Source organism: Gluconobacter potus, assembly GCF_015244705.1.
In the GTDB taxonomy this organism is placed as follows: Bacteria; Pseudomonadota; Alphaproteobacteria; order Acetobacterales; family Acetobacteraceae; genus Gluconobacter; species Gluconobacter potus.
Genome location: NZ_JABCQF010000003.1, coordinates 72,177 through 98,188, shown reverse-complemented (window position 1 = coordinate 98,188; position 26,012 = coordinate 72,177). Strand labels below are relative to the sequence as shown.

At 61.2% G+C, this 26,012-nt stretch carries 25 protein-coding genes; 17 read left to right on the top strand and 8 right to left on the bottom strand.

Going from position 1 to position 26,012, the window contains the following annotated elements; translation table 11 throughout:
* Positions 1-75: 75 nt before the first annotated feature.
* Genes HKD31_RS06855 through HKD31_RS06835 form a run of 5 tightly spaced genes read left to right on the top strand, consistent with a single transcriptional unit; the run spans position 76 to position 5,782 of the window.
* A complete protein-coding gene (locus HKD31_RS06855) occupies positions 76-2,394 on the top strand; it encodes a cache domain-containing protein (protein ID WP_194264808.1) in 2,319 nt (772 codons plus the stop codon).
* Positions 2,391-3,215, top strand: a complete 825-nt coding sequence (locus HKD31_RS06850) for an MlaE family ABC transporter permease (RefSeq protein ID WP_062496776.1) — start codon at positions 2,391-2,393, stop codon at positions 3,213-3,215. The genes HKD31_RS06855 and HKD31_RS06850 overlap by 4 nt, the downstream gene beginning before the upstream one ends.
* Complete coding sequence (locus HKD31_RS06845) at positions 3,208-3,927, top strand: P-loop NTPase family protein (RefSeq protein ID WP_062496774.1); 720 nt, start codon at positions 3,208-3,210, stop codon at positions 3,925-3,927. The genes HKD31_RS06850 and HKD31_RS06845 overlap by 8 nt, the downstream gene beginning before the upstream one ends.
* Positions 3,927-4,883, top strand: a complete 957-nt coding sequence (locus HKD31_RS06840) for an MlaD family protein (RefSeq protein WP_011253539.1) — start codon at positions 3,927-3,929, stop codon at positions 4,881-4,883. Before HKD31_RS06845 ends, HKD31_RS06840 begins: the two co-directional genes overlap by 1 nt.
* The gene (locus HKD31_RS06835; protein WP_194264809.1) at positions 4,880-5,782 is read left to right on the top strand and encodes a tetratricopeptide repeat protein; all 903 of its coding nucleotides are present in this window, start codon (positions 4,880-4,882) and stop codon (positions 5,780-5,782) included. The genes HKD31_RS06840 and HKD31_RS06835 overlap by 4 nt, the downstream gene beginning before the upstream one ends.
* A 59-nt stretch (positions 5,783-5,841) precedes the next feature.
* Here HKD31_RS06835 and HKD31_RS06830 read toward each other — a convergent pair whose 3' ends face one another.
* The 4 genes from HKD31_RS06830 to bioB form a co-directional block, all read right to left on the bottom strand.
* A complete protein-coding gene (locus HKD31_RS06830; RefSeq protein ID WP_228120317.1) occupies positions 5,842-6,123 on the bottom strand; it encodes a hypothetical protein in 282 nt (93 codons plus the stop codon).
* Between the two features lie 157 nt (positions 6,124-6,280).
* Positions 6,281-7,864 (bottom strand): carbohydrate porin, encoded by a 1,584-nt coding sequence (locus HKD31_RS06825; protein ID WP_194266170.1) that lies wholly within the window; start codon positions 7,862-7,864, stop codon positions 6,281-6,283.
* Between the two features lie 275 nt (positions 7,865-8,139).
* The gene (locus HKD31_RS06820) at positions 8,140-9,441 is read right to left on the bottom strand and encodes an Hsp70 family protein (protein ID WP_194265364.1); all 1,302 of its coding nucleotides are present in this window, start codon (positions 9,439-9,441) and stop codon (positions 8,140-8,142) included.
* 123 nt (positions 9,442-9,564) lie between these two features.
* Positions 9,565-10,605 carry a biotin synthase BioB gene (gene bioB / locus HKD31_RS06815; protein ID WP_194265363.1) on the bottom strand — a complete coding sequence of 347 codons (1,041 nt, stop codon included), beginning with the start codon at positions 10,603-10,605 and terminating at the stop codon, positions 9,565-9,567.
* Between the two features lie 103 nt (positions 10,606-10,708).
* On the opposite strand from bioB, the gene HKD31_RS06810 reads away from it, so the two are divergent.
* The 4 genes from HKD31_RS06810 (at position 10,709) to HKD31_RS06795 (ending at position 15,234) form a co-directional block, all read left to right on the top strand.
* Entirely contained in the window at positions 10,709-11,530 is an 822-nt protein-coding gene (locus HKD31_RS06810; RefSeq protein WP_194265362.1) for an acyl-ACP desaturase, read from the top strand.
* A 99-nt stretch (positions 11,531-11,629) separates the two neighbouring features.
* Complete coding sequence (locus tag HKD31_RS06805; RefSeq protein WP_194265361.1) at positions 11,630-12,265, top strand: Dabb family protein; 636 nt, start codon at positions 11,630-11,632, stop codon at positions 12,263-12,265.
* A 71-nt stretch (positions 12,266-12,336) separates the two neighbouring features.
* Entirely contained in the window at positions 12,337-14,433 is a 2,097-nt protein-coding gene (locus HKD31_RS06800; protein WP_194265360.1) for a M13 family metallopeptidase, read from the top strand.
* A gap of 75 nt (positions 14,434-14,508) precedes the next feature.
* The gene (locus tag HKD31_RS06795; protein ID WP_194265359.1) at positions 14,509-15,234 is read left to right on the top strand and encodes a glycine betaine ABC transporter substrate-binding protein; all 726 of its coding nucleotides are present in this window, start codon (positions 14,509-14,511) and stop codon (positions 15,232-15,234) included.
* A gap of 42 nt (positions 15,235-15,276) precedes the next feature.
* On the opposite strand, the gene HKD31_RS06790 is transcribed toward HKD31_RS06795, so the two are convergent.
* Positions 15,277-16,056 (bottom strand): acetoin reductase, encoded by a 780-nt coding sequence (locus HKD31_RS06790; protein ID WP_194265358.1) that lies wholly within the window; start codon positions 16,054-16,056, stop codon positions 15,277-15,279.
* Positions 16,057-16,304: 248 nt separating this feature from the next.
* Between HKD31_RS06790 and HKD31_RS06785 the strand changes: the two genes are divergently transcribed.
* The 7 genes from HKD31_RS06785 to mltG all read left to right on the top strand — a co-directional run bounded on the left by HKD31_RS06785 (position 16,305) and on the right by mltG (position 22,681).
* The gene (locus tag HKD31_RS06785; protein ID WP_194265357.1) at positions 16,305-17,183 is read left to right on the top strand and encodes a class I SAM-dependent methyltransferase; all 879 of its coding nucleotides are present in this window, start codon (positions 16,305-16,307) and stop codon (positions 17,181-17,183) included.
* Positions 17,184-17,224: 41 nt separating this feature from the next.
* Entirely contained in the window at positions 17,225-17,971 is a 747-nt protein-coding gene (locus tag HKD31_RS06780) for a hypothetical protein (RefSeq protein WP_062496758.1), read from the top strand.
* 72 nt (positions 17,972-18,043) lie between these two features.
* Entirely contained in the window at positions 18,044-18,988 is a 945-nt protein-coding gene (gene fabD, locus HKD31_RS06775) for an ACP S-malonyltransferase (protein WP_194265356.1), read from the top strand.
* 12 nt (positions 18,989-19,000) lie between these two features.
* Entirely contained in the window at positions 19,001-19,741 is a 741-nt protein-coding gene (gene fabG, locus HKD31_RS06770; protein WP_062496756.1) for a 3-oxoacyl-[acyl-carrier-protein] reductase, read from the top strand.
* Positions 19,742-19,963: 222 nt separating this feature from the next.
* Positions 19,964-20,203 carry an acyl carrier protein gene (locus HKD31_RS06765; RefSeq protein ID WP_011253554.1) on the top strand — a complete coding sequence of 80 codons (240 nt, stop codon included), beginning with the start codon at positions 19,964-19,966 and terminating at the stop codon, positions 20,201-20,203.
* Positions 20,204-20,327: 124 nt separating this feature from the next.
* Positions 20,328-21,614 (top strand): beta-ketoacyl-ACP synthase II, encoded by a 1,287-nt coding sequence (fabF, locus tag HKD31_RS06760; RefSeq protein ID WP_194265355.1) that lies wholly within the window; start codon positions 20,328-20,330, stop codon positions 21,612-21,614.
* Positions 21,615-21,631: 17 nt separating this feature from the next.
* Entirely contained in the window at positions 21,632-22,681 is a 1,050-nt protein-coding gene (gene mltG, locus HKD31_RS06755) for an endolytic transglycosylase MltG (RefSeq protein WP_194265354.1), read from the top strand.
* A gap of 34 nt (positions 22,682-22,715) precedes the next feature.
* Here mltG and HKD31_RS06750 read toward each other — a convergent pair whose 3' ends face one another.
* The 3 genes from HKD31_RS06750 to HKD31_RS06740 all read right to left on the bottom strand — a co-directional run bounded on the left by HKD31_RS06750 (position 22,716) and on the right by HKD31_RS06740 (position 25,020).
* On the bottom strand, positions 22,716-23,594 hold the full coding sequence (locus tag HKD31_RS06750; protein WP_194265353.1) for a lipid-binding SYLF domain-containing protein: 879 nt from the start codon (positions 23,592-23,594) through the stop codon (positions 22,716-22,718).
* Between the two features lie 88 nt (positions 23,595-23,682).
* Positions 23,683-24,471: an inositol monophosphatase family protein gene (locus HKD31_RS06745; RefSeq protein WP_194265352.1), complete on the bottom strand. Its 789-nt coding sequence runs from the start codon at positions 24,469-24,471 to the stop codon at positions 23,683-23,685.
* Between the two features lie 9 nt (positions 24,472-24,480).
* Positions 24,481-25,020 carry an MmcB family DNA repair protein gene (locus HKD31_RS06740; protein ID WP_194265351.1) on the bottom strand — a complete coding sequence of 180 codons (540 nt, stop codon included), beginning with the start codon at positions 25,018-25,020 and terminating at the stop codon, positions 24,481-24,483.
* A gap of 82 nt (positions 25,021-25,102) precedes the next feature.
* On the opposite strand from HKD31_RS06740, the gene HKD31_RS06735 reads away from it, so the two are divergent.
* The gene (locus HKD31_RS06735; RefSeq protein WP_194265350.1) at positions 25,103-25,993 is read left to right on the top strand and encodes a glucosamine inositolphosphorylceramide transferase family protein; all 891 of its coding nucleotides are present in this window, start codon (positions 25,103-25,105) and stop codon (positions 25,991-25,993) included.
* Positions 25,994-26,012 lie beyond the last annotated feature (19 nt).

The following is a 26,012-nucleotide window of genomic DNA, read 5'->3' as shown; positions in this document are numbered from 1 at the left end:
AGTCGGAGGATATTGTTTTATCGCGGTAGTATGGCCCTGTTCCGCGAACCCGTCTCTGTCCGGAGTGAAAGAACGTTGTCAGCCGCAGAAATCGTGGACCCCACCCAGAGCCCTGCCAGCGACCGCCGCCGGATCTTCCAGATCCTGGGTCCGCTCGTGGGCGTGCTTCTGGTCATCGCGGCGATTACGGGCATCAGCCTTCACAATTACCAGACGACCCGCAAGGGCGCGATTTCGCTCTCCAACGATCTTCTGCGCAGCCAACAGCGCTACGTGACGCAGGAGGTCAGTGACTATCTGGCCCCGGCCTCCATTGGTGCCCTGATCGCGCAGGACATGTTCCGCGATCCGCTGACCAACGTCACGCCTGACACGTTCATGCTCTACGGACGCTCCATCCTGACGCATACGCCGCAGGTGGACAGCTTCTATATCGCGAACGATCAGGGCCAGTTCTGGATGATCACGCGCCACGGTCAGGACGGGTTCGAGCAGACCCATTTCCAGACCGATGACGGCAAGCAGGTCTATCATCACGTCTATACGGACAAGGACGGCAACGTTACGGGCGAGAGCTCGGATCCGGCAGAGGGCTATAATGTCGTCACGCGCCCGTGGTTCGCAAAAGCCGTCAAGCATCAGAACGACCCGGAACGGCAGCTCCACTGGACCGACCCCTACGCCTATATTTCGACGCATCAGTTCATCATCACGGCTTCGCTCGCCTTTGATGGACATGACGGGCACAAATCGGTCTTTGCGATCAACATTTCGCTGAACCAGCTGACCTCGTTCCTCAATAAACTTCAGGTCGGGCGCAGCGGACAGGCGGTGATCGTGGACATGCACGGCCAGATCATCGCCGGGCACAATGTCGCGGTCGGGCAGGATCCGAAGACTTTCGATCCAGGGAATGTGTTCCTTGATCCCAAGACGCAGCCCGTCTTTATCCATGCGCTCAACCGTTTCCGTATCAAGGGGCCGGGCACGGGCGTGGTGCAGGCGCGGGGCAAGAATTACGTCACCATCGCCTCCGAACTGCCGTTTGTGCACCGGCACTGGGTGCTGCTGCTGAATGCGCCGGAAAGTGATTTTGCCGATTTTGCCCAGACGGCCCGGCGGCAGAATATCGGGTTCTCGCTGCTGGTCGTCGGACTGGCCTCGGTGCTGGCGCTCGCGCTGGTCGCGCAGGGGCGACATGTGGAACGTCTGCGTAAGCGGCTCCAGCGGGGGCGGGATCAGGTCAAGGCGGAGAATGCCTCGCTGCTGGAAATTGCCAGCACGCCGGACCTGTTCGATCCCGCGCATGAAGTCCCGATCCTGACAGAGGCCCTGACGGCGCGGACCAGCGCACGGCGTGCCAGTCTGTGGCGCCTGCTGCCGGACGGGGACCGTCTGCTCTGCGAGGATGCGTTCGATCCGTCGCGCGACGTGCACAGTACGGGCGTCGAGATCAGCCGGCGGGACAACGGCAAGCTGTTCGAGGCTCTGGACGAGGGGCACACCCTGTCAATCGCGGATGCTTCCCAGGACGAGCGCACCCAGAACTTCCAGCGTGTCATCATGCGGGCCGTGGGGGCAAATACGCTGCTGTTCCAGCCGGTCCGCAATGCGCACAAGACCGTTGGCGCGATCGTGCTGGAAGATCCGGGACAGCCGGAGACGATGGAGCACATCATCGCCATCGTGGGCTCCATCGTGGCCCTGCGCTTTGCCAAGCCGTTCGATGCGGCGGCGGGCGAGGGTCATTCCGGTCTGGCGATACCGGCAGAAAAGCATGACACGCGGTTTGACGAGGGTTTTCTTCTGGAGCCGTCGGCCACGGCCGGTGATCCGGTTGCGGCGGGTGTGTATCCGCAGGTTCCGGTCATGGTCATTTCCTTCGTGGACCCCTATGCGCCGGACCGTGACAGCATCGCGCGTGCCATGAACGTCATCCGCACGCTCAGCCTGGAAATCCAGAAAATCGCGCGTGACAGCGGACTGTTCTCCGTTCAGGTCGTAAGCAACCGGCTCGTCCTCGTGGGCGGATGCTCGCAGACGCCGGACCCGTCCGCGGCTGTGCGGCTGGCGGATGCGGCGGTGTCGATCCGTGAAGCCTGCCTGTCCTCGCTGGCCGCGGCGGATCTGGACCCCGTGTTCCGGATCGGCATGGATGTCGGCTCGGTTATGGCTTCGGAACTTGGAGAAGGGCCTTCGGTCTTCAACATCTGGGGCGATGCACTCAATGGTGCCGAGTTGCTGACCGGCAGTTCGCCGGATGCGGGGACGATCCAGGTGTCCGAACAGGCCTATATGATCCTGCGTGAACATTTCCTCTTCCGTGAGAGGGGAATGTTCTACCTGCCCCATAGCGGGATTACCCGCAGCTTCATTCTGGCAGGCCGTCGATGAAAGTGCTGCGCAATCTCGACCGGATCACGATGGTCCGGAGCATGCTGGTGCATCTGGGATATTTCTCCCGCACGCAGATGCGCTTTACGCTCATGATGATCGGTGCTGGCTGGGGCATCATGCGCGAGGCGACGCGGCTGACGACCTGGCGGCGGACGGTGCGGATCGAATTCTGGGCCTCCCTGCATCAGGCCGTGGGCGGTGGCATTCTCAGCACGCTGGTGACGGCGGCGCTGACGGGTTTCGGCATCGTGGCGCAGACTGTCTACTGGCTCGGCTTTGCGGGCATGGCACAGATGACGGGCTCCATCCTCTCCACGGTTCTGGTGCGTGAGATCGCCCCGGTTCTGGTGGGTGTGATCCTGCTGGGCCGGTCGGGGATGCTGATGCTGACCGAACTCGGTACGCTCACGACGGGTGGGCAGATGCGTGCCATGACGGGGATGGGGATCGATCCGTTCATCTCGTTCCTGGTGCCGCGTAGCCTCGCCATGACGATCAGCGGCTTCACGCTTGGTGTTATTTTCAGCATGACGGCCCTTCTGGTCGGCTATGCCGTCTGTCGTGTCGAGGATGCGATCACGATGCCGATCTGGGCGTTTCTGGATCAGGTGGTCAGCAGCGTGAAGCCGATCGACTATTTTGTGATCCCGGCCAAGTTCATTTTCAGCGGTTATGCCGTGGGCGTATGCTCGTGCCTGTCCGGCATGGATGTCACCACCGAGGACGACCTGTCGAGCATGCTGCCGCGCGGGTTTGCGCGCGGGATGCTGTCCATCATGGTCATCAACGTCGTTTTCAGCGTGTGCTTCGATGGCTGAGACTGACGACGTTTTCCCCAACTCCCTGGATGCCCGGCTGGAGCTGCTGGACGCCAAGCCGCAGTTCGATGAGAGCGGTCTGGTGTCGAGCCGCTACAACCTGCGTCTCAACGCTGGCGAATGTGCCCTGATCGAGTGCCGGGATATGGGACAGGCGGCACTGTTTGCCGATATGTGCGTTGGTCTCATTCCGCTGGGCGATGGTCATGTCCGCTGCATGGGGCTGGACTGGGCCGATCTTGATGAACGGCGCAGCAACGCGCTGCGGGGCCGGATCGGGCGGGTCGTGATGACGGGTGGATGGGTGGACCTGTACGGGACCCATATGAACATCCTGTGGCCACAACTGCACCATACACGCATCCCGATCGACAGGCTTCAGTCGCAGGCCGTGCATCTTGCCGTCCGGCTCGGGCTGCCGGGCCTTCCGGTGATCCCGCCGAACCGCTTGTCGGCCATGGACCGCCAGCGTGCGGCCTGTGTGCGGGCCATGATGGGCGAGCCGGCGCTTCTGCTGCTGGAGCATCCGATGGAAGGGGCCTCGGTCAGTCTGATGGATGCGTTCCTGTCTCTCGTGACTGATCTGCGGGACCGGGGATGTGCGGTTGTGTGGATGGCTCCGGATGAAAGCGGGTGGGGGGATTATGCGTCCGACGCCACCATCCGCCTGCGCCTTTATGATGACGGACTGTTTTCGATGCGAGGTTCCTGATGTTTCGCGTACGCCAGACCGAAACCGCCCGTCCGCTCTTTCAGAACCGCTATGCGGATGAATGGGTCGGGCTGCTTGTCCTTGCCGCGATCGTCATGTTCTCGGTGGCCGTCGTGGAAGCCGGTTTCCTGCGCCAGTGGCTGACGCCGGAGAAGAAGCTGCATTTCGTGCTGCCCGAAAGCGGCGTGGCCGGACTTGCGATCGGCAATGATATCGAGGTCATGGGCGTCCACGCGGGCGAAATCCGGCGCCTCAAGCTCAATGAGACGGGCCGGATGTATGCGGAAGGGGATCTGGACCCGCAGTTCGCCAATTTCATCCGGCAGGACAGCACGGCCATCATCCGCCATCGCCTGATCGTGGCGGGCGCAAGTTACATTGAGCTGGGCCGTGGCAAGGGCAAGCCGCTCGACTGGGATTATGCGGTCCTTCAGGCGACGGTCGAGGCCAACCCGGCGGATGTGATCACCCAGACCGTCATGGATCTGCGCAACAAGCTCGTACCGGCCATGAACAACGTCCAGCTCATTACCACGCAGGTCAACGATATGCTGACCGACATGCGAAAAGGGCAGGGCACGATCGGCGGACTGCTGGTCAAGGATGACGTGCTCGACAAGGCCAATGCTGCGCTGGCTCATCTCGATGCTGTCATCGCTGATCTCAGACCCATTGAAAAACAGGCAGGTGGCGTCATGACGAAGGTGGATGGAACGATGGCCAATGCCAGGGCCGCGACGGCAAGCCTGCGTCAGAGCATGCCTCAGGTGCAGCAGACCGTGGCCCATGCCAATACGGCTACGGCGCAGCTTCCAGCCCTTCTGGCTCAGGCGGAGGCCAGTGCGAGCAGCCTGCGCAAGCTGACGGATCAACTGCGCGGGCTGTGGCTGCTGGGCGGTGGAGGCAGCAAGCAGGAGCCCTCGCGTCGTCTGCCGGCGCAGGCGGTGCGGCCATGAGGCGCGTTCTTCTGGCCTGCACGGGCCTGATGGTCCTGACGCTGGGCGGCTGCTCATCCTCGACCGCAACGAAGGGGCCAAAGCCCGATCAGCCTTATGAAGACGCCATGGATACCGGCAAGAGCGTCTATGGGATCGGTCAGGCCACACAGGCCGAGGCCCAGTACCGGACCGCGATGGACCGTGCCCTGATGCGCGATGATGCGCCGTCCATTCACGAGGCCGGTTTCAACTTGGCGACAGTCCTGCTGGCGGAAGACGAGCCGCAGAAAGCCCTGCAAAGTCTTGGCGAGACCGAAGCCGCGCTCAGTCTGCGTGGTGTTTCGGATACATCCGACCTGGCCGTGATCCGCGCGGCCGCCTTGTACAGGCTTCGTGACACGGTGTTCGCCTCGCAGGCGGTGGGCCGCGCGCTTCAGTCTCCGGATATGGGAATCCGTGAACGGGCGCTTTACCTGTCAGGTCTGATCGCAGCGGATCTGAGGCAGGATACGGTTCTGGCCCAGCGCGTGAATGATCTGGCCGCCTTTCGTGAGACCAGCGCGCAGGTTGACCAGCAGGAACTGACGGCCCGTCTGAACCTGCTGCGCGGTCAGCCTGAACTGGCCAGCAGCGAGGCCCTGTCGGTTGTGAAAAGCCGCCGTGACGCGCTGGATTATCGCGGGATGCGCCGTGCGCTCACTCTGGCGGCGGATGCGGCCGAGGCGGCGGGGCATCAGCCACAGGCTGCGGCCCTTCGGCAGCAGGAAAAAATCAGCGAGCAGGTGGCGGCAAAGCAGGCTGGAGGCGATGAGTCAGCGCCCAAGGATAGTGCGTCTGAAAAACCGGCACCCGGAAAGGTTACGGTGCAGGTTCGTGGAACTCCGGTCGATCAGTCAGGTCTCGGCGCATCCAACTGAATGAGCACAGGCGTCAGAACTCATAGTCCATGGGGTCTGACGCCTGTTGGTAACGTCTGTCAGAACTGTCCGCGGGTATTGCCTGCACGCTTGGCATCCTCTTCACACATATACGTCCCATGGGCCGTAGCGCCGTACCAGAAGCTGCCCTGAACGTGATAGACATGCGTCGCGGTGTTGACCCAGACCTGATTGCAGGTCTCGCTGTTCGTGCGGTCTGCTGCCTGTGTGACCTGGGTTTTCTCGCCTGAAGTCGTGCTGGCGACGGCATTTTCAACCTTGGGCTCCTGCGCGAGGGCTGTGCCGCCCAGAAGTCCAAGAACGAAAAAAGAAGCAAGCATCGTTTTCATGCGGAAAGTCCCTTGGCTGTAATCCTTGTGGGCTTTCAGGTTATGTAAATGAATATTTATACTCAAATCACGAACGGGTAATTTTTGAATTGTGGAATAACGTTTCTGTTAAATCACAAGTAACAGATCTGTCATCGGTGACTTTGCTTTACAGGTTTCCGAGGACCTTGAGGCCGACCAGTGTTGCGTTCGGAATGACCGAGGTCTGGCCGGGGCGCATCATGTATTCAAATTCCGGCTGCAACACGAGACCCGGCCGGATGGGCACGCCGTAATAGGCTTCCAGAATGGCGGAATGGGTTTGTGGGCCGTTGACGAACGCTCCCATGGACATGCCCGCAAGCTGTCTCAGGCGCTGGCCGAGCGTGATGGCGGGGCTCATTTGATAATAGGAATACATCACGCCGAAACGGTCGAACGGTCTGTGGGGGATAATGCCGAGCAGGGATGCGCCGACATAGACCTGATCCGAGAATGTCGAAACGCTGGGCGTGTTGTGTACATAACCGGCGAGGATGTATCCGCCCGCCATCTGGTGCTGTCCGCCCTTGCGATACACCATCTGGTCCGCTTCGATATAGAACGTGTCGCGCGGTTTGGTGGCGTCATGGAAGACCTCTTTCGCGAACATTGCCGGAATGGTCCCGAGCCGATCCGCATAAGGGGATGTGTCGTGCGCGAAGCCGAGCTTGTAATGGCCTGGCAGGTTATCTGGACCGATAAAGGGCTCCCAGGTCAGTTCGATCGGAAGCATGATGCCCGTCGATTTTTCACTGCCCCAGGCCCAGCCGCTGGGATTTTCCGTCAGTGCGCCGACCCTGTAGACGCCGGTTCGCAGGGTCAGGTCCCGTGTGGGTTTGAAACGCACAGTGCCGCCCCAGTTGGCTTTCGGATAGACGCTCCAGCCCTCATCGGCCTTGATGGCGGGGGGGGCGGAGCATTGAACCATGAACGTGCAGAGCAGCACGGACGTCGCATAGGTATGCGTCAGCGTGATGCGGCCGATATTGATGTTGAGGCGGTTGTTGAAAAACGATTTTTCAAGATAGATGTCCGCCAGATGGGCCGCCGCATGACCCGAGAGGCTGTAGACCTCGCTCAGCAGGATATGGTGATCCCCGACATGGTCGTAGGACACTTCGCGGCCCGCGCGCTCCATCATTACCGCATGCAGGATCCAGCCATCCAGTCCGAGCAGCCGCCCCAGATCCCATCGCGTATTGAAGGTCAGTTCATGGGCGTAGGACATGCCCTTGCTGATGCCGCCGCCCACATTCGCCATGGCTTCTCCCTTGTAGGAGAACTCGAAGCTGAAGCCACGCTCGGCAAGCCAGTTCCGGTAGGGCGAAAGCTGGGGCGCAATATGACCGAAGGCTTCTGCTGGCACGTAATAACCGGCCGTAAGATCGCTGCGCCGCAGGGCATCATCATTGCGGTTGAGCAGCGACGAAATGCTCTCCGTGTCGAAAATCGCGCCCAGATGATCGGCAGATGGCGCGGGCGGATGCGGATGGTGGGCCGGGGCTTTCTGGGCTGGTGGTAGCGCGACGGCCGATGCCGTGGAGGGCAACTGGCGGGGCGTCGCAGGGAGAACGTTCTGTGGAGCAGTCGCTGCTGTATCCTGAGCATGAACGGTCAGTGGAAGGGTGCCAATAGCTGAAAGAATATTAATCTGCAGGAATATTTTTAAAAAATACTTACAAGACATTTTGGTATTCTTTCCTGAGATCATAGTAAATATGGAGTATTATTTTAAATATAGTGCACGAAAACAGAAAGAAAAATGAACGTGCAGAGTGTGTTTGTAGCGTTTCATGGAAAGATAAAGTCCTTAATGAAGAAAATTCCCAATCACATAATCCGGAATTTTCTTCACTAAATAAAAAAGTATAATTTATTGTCGGGAATTTACGCGGCTGTTTCGCAACTTAAAGGATGGCTGAAACAACTTTTCCGAAGACCGAATTGGTACGGATTCAGGATGCTGTTGACTGGATCAGGACCTGTTCAGGCCTGATGGCGCTCGCGCTCGATGAGGGCCAGGCCTTCGGCGACCGAGACGAATTCTGATCCGCCGTCCACACGCTCCGCCCCGAAACGGCGGTCGAACAGATCGCGGACAGCAGGCACGAAGGACGTGCCCCCGGTCAGGAAGACCCGGTCGATATCGTCCGGCCCAAGCCCGGCCTGAACCATGGCGTCTTCGATGGCGTCGTCCAGCTGCGCCAGATCAGGCGCAATCCAGCTTTCGAAATCCGCGCGGGTGATGGTTTCTTCGATCTTCAGATCGCGGTGAATGAAGCGCAGAACGGTGCTGTCCTGACGCGACAGGTCACTCTTGGCCTGTCCGACCGCGCGATAGAGGTTCTGTCCTTCCTGATCCTCGATCAGGCGCAGCAGACTGCGGAGCTTTTCCGGCTCGGACGATGTCTTGGCCACGTCGGCGATGTCCCGCAGGGTCTGGGGCGTGCGCATCAGGGACAGGCGGTGCCAGCGGCCGAGGCTTGCGAACCATTCGGCAGGGACGGGCAGGGGCTGGCCGCCCATGACGCGATAGGTCGCATCGCGCCCCAGTGCCGGGGCGACGGCATGGCTGATGATACGGTAATCGAACTGGTCGCCCGCAATTCCTACACCCGAATGGCCGAGTGTGGTGACGCGTGGACTGCCCTGCGGATCGAAACGCATGACCGAGAAATCGCTGGTACCGCCGCCGAAATCCCCGACGAGAACGGTTGCCGGGCGGTCCAGACGCTGCATGAAGCGCCAGCCTGCGCCCTCGGGTTCGAGGACGATATTGGGCTCGGGAAATCCCGCTTCCAGAAAGCTCTCGCGCAGACGGGCCACACCGAGCGAATCATCGGCCAGCTCGCCTGCAAAGCGCACGGGGCGGCCGATCGTAGCACTCACATCGCCCGGGTTCAGTCCGGCCTTGTCCATGAGCGACGTCAGAAAGCGCGCAATCAAGGCTTCGAGCGTCATGACGCTGCTGAAAACCCGCGTCTCACGGAAAGACCCCTGCGCGAGATAGGTCTTCATGGACATGATGAGGCGGCTCTCAGCCGGATCGTCCAGATAGGCCTCAATGGCATCCAGCCCGATCGCGTCCTTCATGACGCGGCGGCGTCCGTCCTGATCCATCCACAGGCAGAGCAGTGTGCGACAGGTTTCGCTGGTGGTGTGGTCCGTGAAGACGAAGCGGGCAGGGTGTGTGTTACCGTTTTCATCGGCGATCACGACCACGCTGTTGGTGGTGCCGAAGTCAATTCCGACGCGGATTTTGGTCTGGTTGTGTCCGGACGCCGTCATTGGTTCTGCTTTCTTCCGGTTTGGGCAAAGGGCGTGGGTTTAGGGAAGAAGCTGGCAAAGGCCAAGCATAAAAAAGGGGAAGCGCCCTTTCGAACGCTTCCCCTTTCAGACGTGGACCGAAGATCAGGAGACGGCCATCTCGCAGACGGCTTCTTCCGTCACGGCCGGGCGCATCGTGCCCATCTCGGCTTCGGACTGCACCATCGGCGACATGCCGAGCGCGGACAGGAGCTGCCGGTCACGGTGTTCGGCCGGGTTCGGCGTGGTCAGGAGCTTCTCGCCACAGAAGATCGAGTTCGCCCCTGCCAGGAAGCACAGCGCATGGGCTTCGTCCGTCATGTTCTCGCGGCCTGCGGCGAGGCGGACATGGCTTTCCGGCATCATGATGCGGGCCGTGGCGATGATGCGGACGAAGGTGATCGGATCGACGGCTTCGGCCTCACCCAGCGGGGTGCCTTCGACGCGGACGAGCAGGTTGATCGGCACGCTTTCGGGGTGCTTGGGCAGGTTGGCGAGCGTCATGAGCAGGCCGGCACGGTCGGACAGGTCCTCGCCCATGCCCACGATTCCGCCGCAGCAGACATTGATGCCCGCGTCGCGCACGTTCGAGAGCGTATCGAGGCGCTGCTGGTAGGTGCGGGTGGAAATGATGGAGCCGTAAAACTCTTCGGACGTGTCGAGGTTGTGGTTGTAGTAGTCCAGCCCCGCATTCTTGAGACGTTCGGTCTGCTGCGCGTCGAGCATTCCGAGTGTGACGCAGGTTTCCAGCCCCAGGGATTTTACGCCTTCGATCATCTCGCAGACGGTGTCGAGGTCATGATCCTTCGGTGTGCGCCAGGCTGCTCCCATGCAGAATCGGCCCGCACCGGCCTTCTTGGCAGCCCGTGCTTCCTTCATGACGGACCCCACGGCCATCAGGCGTTCGGCCTTGACGCTTTTTTCGTGCAGCGCGCTCTGCGGACAATAGGCGCAGTCTTCCGGGCAGCCGCCCGTCTTGATCGAAAGAAGCGTGGAAATCTGCACTTTCGTGGGGTCGAAGTACCGGCGGTGCAGGGTCTGTGCGCGGTACATCAGCTCCGGAAAAGGCAGGCTGATAAGGGCTTCGACTTCGTCGCGGGTCCAGTCGTGGCGGACGTCTGGCTTGGTCATGGTGGTGGCCGTCACGGATCAATCTCCAAGGGTTGCTGCATCACACCTACCCAAAATTGTCCCATCGTGTCATCTCATCGTCACTCTTGATGAGCCGGAAAACGGACGAGGTCGCAGAATGAAACACTGGCATATCGATCAGATGGACTGGAATTCCTTTGATCCTTCCCGCGTCGATCCCGAGATCATCCCCCTCGTGAAGGCGGCTTCCGTGGTGGAAAAGAATGGTCTCGACTACGCCCAGTATCTCCGTCGCGTCTTCGTGGGGGATCCGGATTTCAGCAAGGCGGCCGAGAACTGGGCCGTCGAGGAAGTTCAGCACGGGGACGCGCTGGGTCGCTGGGCCATGCTGGCGGATCCGTCCTGGGATTATGAAAAGGCGTTCGACCGCTATCGCGCGTCGTACAAGATTGATGCGGATGTGGACGCCTCGATCCGTGGCTCCCGCACGGGTGAACTGATTGCACGCTGTATGGTCGAGACCGGTACGTCGTCTTTCTACACGGCTCTGGCCGATGCGACGGACGAGCCATTGCTCAAAGCCATCTGCAAGCAGATCGCGGCCGACGAATACCGGCATTTCAAGCTGTTCTACGATCACATGCGCCGCTATCTGAAGCGCGAGAAGCTGGGCGTCTGGGCACGGACCCGGATTGCGCTGGGCCGCGTGACCGAGAGCGAGGACGACGAGCTGGCCTCGGCCTATCACACGACGAACGAGCCGCCGGGCATGGCCTATGACCATAAGCGCTGTATCGCGGCCTACATGTCCAAGGCCATGGGCTTCTACAAGCCCAGACATATCGATCGGGTGACGGCGATGATCTTCAAGACCATCGGTTTCACGCCGCATTCGCGCTGGCAGAAGCTGGCTGCAAACTTGGTCTATCGTCTGATGCAGTGGCGCCGGAAGGTCTTCCAGAAGGCCGTGGAAGCCTGAGTCCGGAAACGAAACATTGGGATACTGAAAAAACGAGACGAAACGGGGCGGTTGTGCCATGAAAGGCAGCAGTTTTTCACCCTGCGTCCGGAGATCGAGATGACCGTTTCCGCCCTTTTCTCCCGTCGTGCCGTCTATGGGGCCACCCTGGCACTCTGTGCCGTCGGGCTGTATCAGTTTCCGGCCGCAAAGGCGGACCCCTATTCCCTGCCGATCGCCTCATCCGGGCCGGTCAAAACCGATATGCTCAGTCCTGCCACCCTGTCTGCCCAGCAGCTTGCCAAGCAGATTGGCTACGCGCAGTTCACCGCGCCCGACTGGCGTGTCGGTCTGGTCCGGCACATGGTGATGTTCCGCTATACCAAGGACTCAACCACCGCCCAGCGCGCGGAAGTGTCGGGCCGTTTCCTGCATCTGGTGCAGGACAGCCGTCGCGCTGACGGAAAGCCGGTCGTCGCCAGTATTGAAACCGGTTTCCAGAGCAGCGGGGAAGGGGCTGATGCCGGTCTGCAGCAGGCGTTTCTCGTGACGTTCCGGTCCGAAGGTGACCGGAACTATTATGTCGGCAAGCCGGTCTTGACGGACCCGGCGTTTTTTGATCCGGCCCACGAGGCCTTCAAGGAATTCGCTGCTCCGTATCTCGAGAAAGTTGTCGCTTTCGATTATACGGTTGCGGCTGCCGTTACATCTACCGGGGCCGATCCGAAGGCGAAAAAGACGCGTCACTCCCGCTGATTATAGAACTGACCTAACCGTCCTTTTGACGAAATGATATTTTATACCTCATTCTGGGGCACCACTCTGGAATGAGGTTTGATGTGAAACGATTCCTTACGTCACGACATGCTCTGAAACACGGAGCCAGCCTGTTTGCCCTGGCAGCAGGACTGATGGTCTCTGGCGCGCAGGCTGCCGGGTACAGCGCGGGCTGGGGCTTTGACGAAGCCGGGATGAACCGCGCCGTCCAGCCGGGCGACAATTTCTTCGAGTATGCCAACGGCACCTATCTCAGGAACCTCAAGATCCCCGGCGATATGAGCAGCTACGGCCCGTTCCGTATCCTCTATGAGCTGTCCCTGTCGCGTCAGAAGACCATTCTTGATGAAGCCGCAAAGAAGGTTGCTGACCAGCCGACGGACGATATGGGCAAGATCGGCACCTATTACGCCAGCTTCCTGGACCAGAAGGCCGTTGACCGCCTGGGTGGCAAGCCGCTTGCTACCGACCTTGAAACCATCCGGAACGTCAATGACGGTAAGGGTCTGGCCGCGGCATTCGGATCATCGCTCAAATCCATGGCCTTCACGACATTCCAGATCGGCGTGGAGCAGGACCAGAAGGACCCCGAGCATTACATGCTGATGCTCGATCAGGGCATGAGCATCGGCGTTGGCGGCGGTCTCGGCCTGCCGGATACGAGCTACTATACAAACCCCAAGCTCGCGGACAAGAAGAAGGCCTATCAGGCCTATATCGCCAAGATGCTGACGCTTGAGGGCTGGCCGGACGCCGAGAAGAACGCTCAGGCCGTCGTCGATCTTGAAACCGCGCTGGCCAAGGTCGAGGTCCCGCGTGACCAGACCCGCGATCCGCTCAAGACCTACAATCCGATGCCGGTTTCCGAGCTTCAGAAGCTTGCGCCAGACTTCGACTGGGCCACGTTCCTGATCAGTGCCGGTCTGCCGGCCGAAGGGCTGGAAAACCGCAAGATCGACGTGCGTGAGCCGGCCGGAATCAAGGCCATGGCCACGGTGCTGAAGGGGGCGGATATTGGAACGCTGCGTGCCTGGCTCGCATTCCATCTCGGGGACAATGCTGCGGCCTATCTGTCCAGCACATTCTATGATGCGTCCTTCGAGTTCAACAGCCATACGCTGTCTGGCGTGGCGCAGCAGTCCCCGCGCTGGAAGCGCGCTGTGCGTGTGACGAATGGTGCGCTGGGCTGGGCCCTGGGCCGCGAATATGTCGCGCGTTACTTCCCGCCTTCCGCACAGGCCCAGATCACGGATCTGGTGCAGAAAGTGAAAGCATCGTTCCACGAACGCCTTGAGCACAACGGCTGGATGGATGAGCCGACCCGCAAGGCGGCCCTGAACAAGCTCGATCATTTCGCCATTCAGGTCGGGTATCCGAAGAAGTGGTGGGACTACAGCAAGCTCGAGATCCGCAAGGGCGACGTCTACGGCAATGCCGTGCGTGGCGTGGCGTTCAACTGGCAGCACGACCTGGACAAGCTCGACAAGCCGGTCGACCGTGACGAGTGGGGCATGACGCCGCAGACGGTGAACGCCTACAACGATCCGACGATGAACGAGATCGTGTTCCCGGCCGCGATCCTTCAGCCGCCGTTCTTTGATCCCAAGGGCGATGTTGCCGTCAATTACGGTGCCATCGGTGGCGTGATCGGTCACGAGATGAGCCATGGCTTCGACGATCAGGGCCGTCATTACGACGAGCATGGTCGCCTGAGCGACTGGTGGAGCAAGGCGTCCACGGACGCCTTCCAGAAGCTGGCCGATCGGCTGGGTGCGCAGTACGACGCACAGGAAGTCCTGCCGGGCGCGCATGTGAACGGCAAGATGACCATGGGCGAAAACATCGCGGATTCCGGCGGGCTGAACCTCGGTCTGCAGGCCTATCATGACTCGCTGCACGGCAAGCCTGCGCCGGTCGTGCACGGTCTGACCGGTGACCAACGCGTGTTCCTCGGCTGGGCCCAGGTCTGGCGTGAGAAGGATCGGCCGGATGCGCTGCGTCAGCAGATGCTGTCGAACGAGCACGCTCCGGCCATCACGCGCGTCAACATCCCGGCTCACAACATCGATGCCTGGTATGATGCGTTCGACGTGAAGCCCGGCCAGAAGCTCTATCTGGCACCGGATCAGCGCGTAAAGATCTGGTAAGGTCGTGACAAATCGGAACGTGGGGCCTAATCACGGTCTCACGTTTCACTTTTTCTACCTGACGGACCCATTCTCATGACGCAAATGACGATCGGCCATCTGTACACCTCGTTGCATGCGGGCTGTGCCAGCGCGGTCGCGCGCGTTCTTGAGGCTTACGAGGTCGAGGTCGAATATGTCGATCTGGACCCCGATGATATCGAGGACGCTCTCGAAGGGGCGGAAGTCGATCTTCTCGTCTCCGCCTGGTTTCCGCGGGACGAAAAGCTTGCCGGTCCGGGGCGTCGGGTTCTGGGCGATCTGTACCAGCCTGTCGTCAGTTTTGCGGCCCTGTCGCCGCTGGGTGCCGTCGGGACGCTGACATCCGCGGATGTGGACCGCATCATCGTCAGCGATGACAGCCGTCACGCTCTGGAAGAAGCCCTCAAGCAGCTTCCAGCCCTCTCGGTACTGCCTGTCGAAAGCATCGGGGAAGGGGCGCTGATCGAGCGTCTGGAAAAGGCCCGCGATGCCGGAGAGAAGCCGCTGGTCGTGGCGACACAGCCTCATGCGGTCTTCCATACGGATCTGCTGACCGTAATCGAGGATCCGGCCCATCTGCTGGGCGGCGAAATGTCGGCCCGGATGATCATGCGTGAAGACGTGGCCCGTCAGGCGGACAGCGATCTGCTCGACGAGCTTTCGGAAATGATGCTGGGCAATAAGGTCATGAGCGCCCTGGACTATGTCATTTCCGTTGAAGGACAGGACCCGGAAGGGGCTGCCGAAGCCTGGCAGCGCGGCCGTCTCATCGGTCGCTGATAAAAAGGGGACGCGGGAAACCGGCCCCTTTTTTTTATGGCCTCAGCGGAAAACGAGACCACCGTCGATCAGGACGGACTGACCCGTCATGTAATCGGCGTCGCTGCTGGACAGATAGGCGACGAAGCCCGCCACATCGTCCGCCGTCTCCACGCGGCCAAGAGCGATTCCTTCGACATATTTCTTGTAGGTCGCGCCGATTTCCGTACCGGTGATTTCGGCCATGCGCTTGTCGATCGTGACCCACATGTCGGTTCCGACAATGCCGGGGCAGTAGGAATTGACGGTAATGCCCGAGGACGCGAGTTCCTTGGCGGCCGACTGCGTCAGGGCGCGGACGGCGAATTTGGTCGCGGAATAGGCTCCCAGAAGGGGATAGCCTTCATGACCGGCGATCGAGCAGGCATTGATGATCTTGCCCTTGGTGCCCTTCTCCTTGAAGAGGGCCGCCGCCGCCTGCATGCCCCAGAGCACGCCCTGAACGTTGATGCTGAAGATCTTCTCGATTTCCGCAGGCTCGATGTCCAGGATCGGCTTGACCTGACAGATCCCCGCATTGTTAACCATGATGTCCAGGCCGCCGAGCGTCTTCGCAGCATCGGCCAGTGTGCTGCGGAACTGGTCGCGGTTGCTGATATCGGCCGTCAGGGCCATAGCGCGCCGGCCGAGGGCTTCAACTTCCTTTGCGGTTTCGGCAAGCGTTTCCTGCTTGACGTCGAGCAGGATGACATCCGCGCCATCCCTGGCCAGACGAAGCGCAATGGCCTTGCCGATACCCTGGGCTGCACCCGTGACTGCGGCGATTTTTCCAGAAAGGGACATTGAAAAAAGATCCTTCGATTGTCCGTCATCGGCATGTGACTGCCATGACGGCGGGAACCATCGACCCTTTGTCTTGTGGTTTCCACAAAAAATCGCCCATTTCTCAAAAGTGACACGGGAATGTGTCAAAGGGGACGGGAACTGTCCGGAGCGGGGCTGTAATTTTCATAAACCTGCTCTGGTCATCTGTTTCCGGGCCTGCGAGGATGCGTTAAATAAACGTTACGAAGAAGCCTCGGCAGGAATTGATGAACCACCCGGACAGCATTAGCGCCGTTTTTGAGACCTTTGGTGGCATCAGCGACGAGGAATGGCTTCAGGTCCTGGTGTCGTCCGTCCATATCCCGGAAATTCAGGGCGTGAGGATGCCGACCTTTCCGCCGGACGATCTTCAGCGGGAAATCCATGGACATCATGGGGAAATTTCCATCCATGAGGCGCATGTCTTCTTCCGGGAAATCAAGGCGTACTGTGCCTATGCCGGGCGACCGGTGCGCCCCGAGACAACGCTGCTGGATTTTGGCTGCGGCTGGGGGCGTATTGCACGGCTGTTCATGAAGGATGTCCGTCCGTCCAATCTGTATGGCGCGGAGACCACGGACCGCTTCCTTATGGCCGCGCGGCGGGCCAATCCCGCACTCAACTTTCTGGGCTGCGGTCTTGTGCCGCCGATGCTCCTGACGTCCGAAAGCTTTGACCTGATCACGTCATGGTCTGTTTTCTCGCATCTGGACGAATTTCTCGCCGGGCACTGGGTGCGGGAGTTCCATCGCCTGCTCAAGCCAGGTGGCATGCTGGTCATGACGACGCAGAGCCGCAGGTTCATCGCCTTCTGTGCCGAGCAAAGGCTCAAGCGCGCGTCCGGCATCCGGCTTGAGCATCCCTGGCATGAAGTCTGTGCGGACAGTTTCATCGACGAGGCCCGCGCCAATGCAGAATTCGAAGCCGGGCGCTTCCTGCATGCGGCGTCCTCGAAACCACCGCAGCCCCAGTCGCATTATGGCGAGGCGATCATTCCGCGCAATTACATTATCAAGGCCTGGGGCGGTCTGTTCCGTCTGGTTGAATACATGGACAACCCCGTGCGGTTGCCACAGGTCCTGATCGTGATGCAGAAGATCGGATAGTCATCATTTGTCATGAAGCGACGGGATGTGAGGAGAGAGGTTTGAGAAAAGCCAGTATCGGTGTGGCCCTGTTCACAGCTCTTGTGCTCATGTCTTTCTCCGCTGCACCTGCCCAGACAACGGAGACTGTGACTGTTACAGGGCAGCATGCGATGCGCGTCGGCAGCTACAAGGGCATCCACTGGGTCTATGACCGGTTCGACCGTCTGCCCGAACGTGCGCGGAAGGACCTGTCGTTACATTTTCTGGGCGATATCCTGCCGGATCATGCCGTGCCGTCCGAAGCGCATGTCGTGCTCCATGCCAAAGGCGGCGATATTCCGCTCTTCGTAGGGCAGGACCGGGACATGCATTTTCCCCGTTCCGATGCGCTTCTGGCCGAAAATCCGCCCGTTCTGCTGACCCTGCCGCCCGACCGGAAAGTCCAGCTTGAACTGGCGATCGAGGTGGCTCCTCTGCCCACGCCCTCTTTCACGAAAGAGCAGGCCGGGGTCTGGATGGGGGAGATCAACGCCGCCATCCGGGACTTCTTTGGCGTGATCCTCGCCTTTCTGGCCCCGGACGCCCATCGCCTGAAGGTCGATGTTGCTCCGGGGGCGCGTTTTGAAGCGGTGGAGAACGGGACGGCGCGGCTTCTGGTCGATAATCAGGGAGCCGTGCCCTACACCTTCATTCTCCGGCCGCAGGACTATCAGGACGGGACGGTATTCCGCTCCGACCGGCCGTTTTCCATGATCCGCGTGAAGGTGCCGACCAACGAGTTCTTTACGCTCAAACGGAAAAAATGACACGGGATTTGACAGATGGCCCGCAAGGACGCATCACCCGAAACCTTAATTTCACTGCCAGCAGGGGGATCCATGTCGGTTCACGCGTTCGTCTTTCCGGGACAGGGGAGCCAGTCCGTCGGGATGGGTCAGGCCCTGAATGAGGCTTTTGCATCCTCCCGCGCCGTTTTTCAGGAAGTGGACGAGGCGCTCGGCGATCATCTGTCGCGCCTCATGTTCTCCGGCGATGCGGATGAACTGACGCGGACCGAGAACGCCCAGCCGGCGTTGTTCGCGGTCTCGCTGGCCGCCGTGCGCGCTCTGGAAAGCGAAGGTGGCTTCAAACTGGCGGACAAGGCGGCTCTGGTGGCCGGTCATTCGCTGGGTGAGTATTCCGCGCTTGCCGCCGCTGGTACGCTGGGAATTGCCGAAGGCGCGCGCCTGCTGCGTCTGCGTGGACAGGCCATGCAGCGTGCGGTTCCGGCGGGTGAGGGCGGTATGGCCGCTCTTCTGGGTGTGGACGCCGCACAGGCCCGTTCGATCTGCGATGAAGCCTCACAGGGCGAGACGCTGGAAATTGCCAACGACAATGGCGGAGGCCAGATCGTGGTCTCCGGTGTGATGAGCGCCATTGACCGCGCCATTGTCGTCGCCAAGGAGCATGGCATCAAGCGCGCCGTGAAGCTCCCGGTCTCCGCACCGTTCCATTCGTCGCTGATGGCTCCGGCGGCCCGCGAAATGGAAGAGGCGCTGGCGACCGCGACCCTCAATCCTCCGTCCATTCCCGTCATCGCCAACGTCACGGCTGCCAAGGTGACTGACCCTGCCGTGATCCGCGAACTGCTGGTCAAGCAGGTGACGGGCACGGTACGCTGGCGCGAGAGCGTGCAGACGATGGTGGCCATGGGTGTGACGAACATGCACGAGCTTGGCGCAGGCAAGGTCCTGTGCGGTCTGGCCCGTCGCATCGCTCCGGAACTGGCGACCAGCAATGCCGGGACGCCCGCTGAAATCGAAGCCCTGCTCAAGACCCTGTAAGGACAACCGTTCATGTTCTCTCTTTCCGGCAAGACTGCTCTCGTCACGGGTGCATCCGGCGGCATTGGCGCTGCGATTGCCCGTCAGCTTCATGCACAGGGTGCGACGGTCGTGCTCAGCGGCACGCGCGAAGCCGCTCTTCAGGAACTGGCTGACAGCCTGGGCGAGCGCGCCCATATCGCCGTCGCCAATCTGTCCGACCCGGCCGAGGCTGATGGCCTCGTTGCCAAGGCCGAAGCCGTTGCGGGCGCGCCGCTGGACATTCTGGTCAACAATGCCGGCCTGACGCGCGACACGCTTGCCATCCGCATGAAGGACAGCGACTGGTCGCAGGTTCTGACCGTGGATCTGGAAAGCCCGTTCCGTCTGGCCCGCGCTGCGCTCAAGGGCATGCTGCGCCGCCGTGCAGGACGGATCATTTCCATCGCATCCGTGGTGGGCACGACGGGCAATGCCGGTCAGGCCAACTATGCCGCCGCCAAGGCTGGCATCGTGGGCATGAGCAAGTCGCTGGCGCAGGAAGCCGGTCCGCGTGGCGTCACGGTCAACGTCGTGGCCCCCGGTTTCATCGAAACGCCGATGACGGATGTGCTGCCGGAGACCGTGCGCGAGAAGCTGATTGGCTCCATTCCGCTCGGCCGGATGGGGAATACTGGTGACGTGGCGTCCGCAGTAGTATATCTGGCTTCCGATGAGGCGGCATGGGTCACGGGTACGACCCTGCACGTCAATGGTGGCATGGCGATGGTCTGAATGCTTGGCCTTTTTGGTTAAAGCATGCTAATCGCGCGCTGCTTTGCCCGGCCTGCTGAAGGCTGATGTCCGGTTTTTCCGGCGGCAACGCCTCCCCTGCGAAGGGGGCGGTCCTGCGCTGGAGGAACCTCCGGGCTTCCGGACTGGCAGATGGCAGTACGAGTTTTGATGTAACGCACCGGACGGGCAAAAGGGTCCCGGATGGGCAGAAGGAACGAACAGATGAGCGATATTGCTGACAAGGTAAAGAAGATCGTTGTCGAGCACCTCGGTGTGGACGAAAGCAAGGTAACGCCGGACGCGTCGTTCATCGACGACCTGGGCGCTGACAGCCTCGATACGGTCGAGCTGGTCATGGCTTTCGAAGAAGCCTTCTCCGTCGAGATCCCGGAAGATGCAGCCGAGAAGATCGCAACCGTCAAGGATGCCATCGACTACATCGAGAAGCAGAAGGCAGCCTGAGGCTGACTGGAGCCGGTTTTCCGGCTCCGGATTCCCGTCTCGTCATACGAGGCGGAAGACCAGCCGGGCCTTTTCCTGAGGCCCGGCTGCAAGACCCGGACATAACGTGAGACAAGAGGCATCGATGAGCGGGACTGCAACTAACGGGCGGCGTGTCGTCGTAACCGGTATCGGTGTTGTCAGCCCACTGGCTGTGGGCGCGGAACTGACCTGGAAGCGGCTGATCGAAGGACAGTCCGGCGTTGGCCGGATCACGCATTTCGATCCCTCCGAACTTCCTGCCCAGGTCGCCGGACAGGTTCCGGATGGCCCGACGGCGGAAGGCGGTCTCACGTTGTCCGACTGGGTGCCGGTCAAGGACCAGAAGAAGATGGACCGTTTCATCCATCTGGGCCTTGCCGCAGCCATTCAGGCTGTCGAGGATTCAGGCTGGAAGCCTGAGGACGAGGATGATCGCTGCGCCACAGGCGTGATGATCGGCTCGGGTATCGGCGGTCTCCAGACGATTTATGACGGCTCCCTGACGGTTTCGAGCGGTAAGGCCCGCCGTCTGTCGCCGTTCTTCATTCCCTCGGCCCTGATCAACCTGATTTCCGGTCACCTTTCGATCCGCTACGGATTCAAGGGACCGAACCATGCTGTCGTGACGGCCTGTGCGACCGGCGTTCATGCCATCGGTGATGCCTCGCGCCTCATCCAGTATGGCGATGCCGACGTGATGGTGGCGGGCGGTGCGGAAGCTGCGATCTGCTCGCTCGGTATTGCCGGGTTCTGTTCGGCGCGTGCGCTGTCCACGGCTTCCAACGACGATCCGACCAAGGCCTCGCGCCCCTGGGACAAGGACCGCGACGGCTTCATCATGGGTGAGGGCGCCGGTGTGGTCGTGCTTGAAGAACTTGAGCATGCCAAGCGCCGTGGTGCGAAGATCTATGGTGAGATCGGCGGCTACGGCATGTCTGGTGATGCGTATCACATCACGGCTCCTGCCGAAGGCCATGACGGCGCTTTCCGTGCCATGAAGGCTGCGCTGCGCAACAGTGGTGGCCTGACGACGGCCGATATCGACTACGTCAATGCTCATGGCACCTCCACCATGGCGGATGACCTTGAGCTTGATGCCGTCGAGCGCTTCTTTGGCGATGATGCCAAGCGTCTGGCCATGTCCTCCACGAAGTCGGCAATTGGGCATCTTCTGGGGGCGGCCGGTGCGGTCGAGGCCATCTTCTGCCTTCAGGCCATCCGTGACGGCATCGTGCCGCCCACGCTGAACCTGGACAATCCTGCGCGTGAAAGCGTCATCGACCGTGTGGCGCATGTGGCCCAGAAGCGCAAGATCGACGTTGCCCTGTCCAACAGCTTCGGCTTTGGTGGCACGAATGCGAGCATCATCCTCAAGCGCTTCAAGGACTGAGGAAGGGTTCGTTTTCAATGTCTGAAGGTCAGCCGGACGGCGAGGAACCGCGGAAGCTTGTTCTTCCGCCGAAGGCTGGCCGCAAGCTGGCGCTCTTCGGGGCGCCACTGCTCCTCGTCGCAGGACTGGCCGCAGGTTACGGCCACTACACCGATCCCGGACCGCTGCAGGACGAGAAGACTTTCGTCATTCCGCATGGCAACAATGCCCGTGTGACAAAGGCGCTCCAGGACGACGGGATCCTCTCCCCGACCTGGGCATCCGGTACGTTTTTCCGGATTGCCGCGTTCCTGACGCATCGTGATGGCCAGATCCACGCTGCGGAACTGCAGTTTCCGGCCCGGGTTTCGGTCGCGCATACCCTTGAAATCCTGCGTCACGGCAAGCCCGTTTCCCATCAGCTGACGGTGCCCGAAGGGCTGACGGCCCTCAGGATCGCGGCCATTCTGAACAAGGCTCCGGCGCTGAGCGGTGAAGTGCCCACGCTTGCCGAGGGCAGCGTCTTCCCGCAGACAATCTCTTACGTCTGGGGGAAGACGCGGCAGACTCTGGCCGAGAAACTGCAAAAAATGATGGCGGCCAAGCTCGCCGCAGCCTGGGACGGCCGCAATGTCGAGGCGCTGGACGGGCTGATCCAGTCTCCACAGGAACTGCTGGTTCTCGCATCGCTGATCGAGCGTGAGACGGCCGTGCCGTCCGAGCGGCCGATGGTGGCACGCGTGTTTCTGAACCGCCTGAAACTGGGTATGCGGCTTCAGACGGATCCGAGCGTGATCTACGGGCTCAGCAATGGCGCAGGAACGCTGGACGCACCGCTGACCCATGAGGATCTGCAGACCCCGGGACCTTACAACACCTATCTTCAGGCAGGACTGCCGCCCGGCCCCATCTGTTCGCCGGGACCGACCTCACTGGACGCCGCAGCGCATCCGGCTGACGGGAAGATGCTGTATTTTGTGGCGACGGGGACGGGCGGGCATAATTTCGCCGAGACGCTCGCCGATCAGGATAAAAACATCCGCGCCTATCGCGCGCATCTGTCGGCGACACCTCAGAACCAGAACTGAACCCCCGTCCTCCGGAGAGGACGGCAGGGTTGTCTCAATGCTTCAGCGGGGCGAGGGTCTGGCTCTGCACGCTGGACGCCTGTGCGGAATACGGGCGCGTTGAATCGTAAGTTGTCGGATACGGGTTGTTGCCGACGACGTCCTGCGTGGCGGTCGTGCGCGCGGCGGTGACCGCCTGTGACACGCGGGATGTGGCTGTGCTGCTGACGGGCAGCTTCGCCACGGACATCAGGGCGCGGCGCAGCGGATCGGCAGACGGGTTGTTGACACGCATCGTCACAATGATGTCCTCGGGGCCGACGGTCTGGTTGTAATAGGCCCGGTTGGCGCCACTATCGACGGTCAGCTTGGAACCACCCAGCGCAGCTCCGGCATACAGGCCCTCGTTCTTCTGGGCGGCGTAGATGTCGGTGTTGTGTGCGCCAGCCGTGCTGTCCTCCAGACCCGAGCCGATGCTGGCGAAGGAGGCGGACGCAGAGGCATCAAACTTGAACTGGCTGTCCAGAATGGCCTGAATGCCGCGCTGGGACATGATGAACAGGATCGTTTCCGTGCTCTGCACGCCAAGCTGAAGCCCCATCGAGGCCGTGCCCAGGCGGTAGAATGCCGGGTCGGACCATGATCCGCGGGCGTCGCGGCTCAGAAGCACGCAGCGACCACCCGAGCCGCCGATCCCGAAGGACATGTTCAGCACGGACGGGCAGACCATGACGGCCTTGGCTTCGGCCAGCAGCTTCTGGGAGCGGGACTGTGCTGTTGTTCCCGTGAAGAGATCCTGAACCGCCAGCGTGGCGCGATCGACAATGATCTGCTGCTGGCTGGCCGTGGTCTGGGGAGCATCGGAACAGGCTGACAGGGCGGCGCAGCCCGAAGCGACGAGCATGGTCTTACGCAGGAGACCGGACAGGGTCATGGAGGATACCTTCTGCAGTCATCTTAGGAATATTTCCCGCACTATGCGCCAAATGCGGCCAAATCACGAGTGCGGGGCGGAAGGGATGTCAGATTTCCACGTTAACGGCGGCGGACAGGGCCTTCGCAATGCCGGGCGCGGCGGCAAGAATGGTTGCCCCGCCCGTCAGGCCGCCTGTCTGAAGGAAGGGCGAGACCGCGGCCCCGGCTTCCGAAAGGATGACGAGTGCTGCCGCCACGTCCCAGAGCTGGATGACGATTTCCAGATATCCGTCGGAGCGGCCACACGCCACGTCCGCCAGCGCGAGTGCACCGGAGCCGCCGGAGCGCGGCATTGCGCCGAGCGCCATGATGGCGGCGATCTTCTCGTTGAAAGTCTCGGTCGTCACGCGCGCGGACCAGCCCATTTCGATCATGGCTTCCTGCGTGTTCGTGATGGGGGACGCCTTGATCGGCTTGCCGTTCAGGAACGCGCCCTTGCCCTTCTGGGCCGTGAAGACTTCGCCAAGCGCCGGAGCATCGATCACGCCAGCTACGGGTTCGTCTCCGTCCAGCAGGCCGAGCGACACGCACCAGCGGTCACGGCCGCGTGCATAATTGGAGGTACCGTCGATCGGGTCCACGACCCAGCGGAAGCCGCCCTGACGCGTCGCACCATTTTCCTCGCCCTGAAAGCCATCCTCGGGGAAAAGCTCCTGGATGCGGCGGCTGACAAAGGCTTCCACGGCGCCATCCGTCTCGGTCAGGTAGTCCTGCCGGCCCTTGAGGGTCCCGGTCGGACCACCCGGAGCAGGGCGCAGGGAGAGGGCCAGCCGGGCCGCATCGCGCACAACGGAACGGGCGGCTTCGAGGCGGACGGCAATCGGATCGAAGGTCATGGAACTGTCCTAGTCTGTGCGCCGTGCAGCGCGGAGGGATGCCGTAATGGCGGGGTCTTCAAGGCTCATGAGACGGCTTGCGGCCGTTGTCGCAAACAGATGCAGCAGCGTGCGCCGCCGTGCGGGAGCCAGCTTGTGGAGCACGGGCTCCCGAATGATCGTGCATTCTGCCAGAATACTGTCGCGCAGGGCAGCGGGGACGGCGCTGACGCTGACGACGATCAGGCCCACATCCGGCGGAATCAGATCCAGCGGAAAGCCGTCATCCACCGCAAAAAACAGCCGGTCGGACCAGTCCCGGTATTCGGGCCATTTCTGATCGGTCTGGAAATCGCGCAGGCCGGATTTGATCTCGATGCAGGTCAGGGAATGATCGGGCAGGAGTGCCATGATGTCCGCGCGGCGTCCCGCGGCGGGAAGGGCGAATTCATTGATGGCGGCCCAGTTCATTGTCCGGCACAATCCGAGGACGGCGCGCCGGATGGCCAGTTGCGTTTCCGGCAGGCCACAGGATGTTGCAGCGGGATTTTCGGCAAGAACCGTACTCATGGTTCCATCCTGCCCCGATCTGCGCTCTACGTCTGCCCCGGCATGCTTTTTTTGAAGCTGTATTTTTACGGGAGAGTGCCTCATGCCATTTTTGCGAACGGATCACTGGCGATGCGCCATCGTTCATGCGCCTCTGGCTGAGGTGGTCGAAGCGGCCAGTCTGAACGGCTTTCCCATCACGACTCTGCCCGATATCGGGGATCACTGTTTTCTGGCCGATCCGTTCGGATTCTGGCGGGACGGAAAGCTGTACGTCTTTGCCGAGGCCTTCGATTACCGCAACCCCACGGGAACGATCGAGGTCCTGATCTATGACGGAACGGGCCGTCTGCTGTCGCGTGAAACCGTTCTGCAGGAGCCCTGGCATCTGTCCTACCCGTTCGTGTTCGCGCATGAGGGCGAGGTCTATATGCTGCCCGAGGCCAGCGCTTCGGGCCATCTTTCGCTCTATCGGGCAAAATCGTTTCCGCGTGAGTGGGAGCGGGTCGAGGCGTTCGATTTCGCCGAAGCCGCGATCGATGCCACGCCATTTCAGTATGCCGATCGCTGGTGGATGTTCTGGACGCCTGCGGGCAACAAGGACGAACGGCAGAGTCTTCTGAACATTTCCGTGGCCGACACCCTGATGGGGTCATGGAAAAACCTCGGGCTTTTCCTGAACGACCGGGCAGGGGCACGTCCCGGGGGTACGCCGGTTCTCGTGGATGGAAAGATCTTCCTGCCCACGCAGGACTGCCGCGGAACCTATGGTCGCGGGATCCGGCTGCTGGAAATTGAAGGGCTGGAACGGGGGCTGCCGAAAGTCACGCTCGGCCTGTCGATTTCCATCCCGGCGTCTTTGCGGAAGCGGTATCCGGACGGGATGCACACCCTGTCCGCAGCCGGGCAGGTGACGCTGATTGACGTCAAGAAAATCGGGATTGGCCCCAGGCGGGACCTGCTCAATCTGAAGCGCCGGATCTTCGGCGCCTGAGAAGCGCGTATCCCCGGGC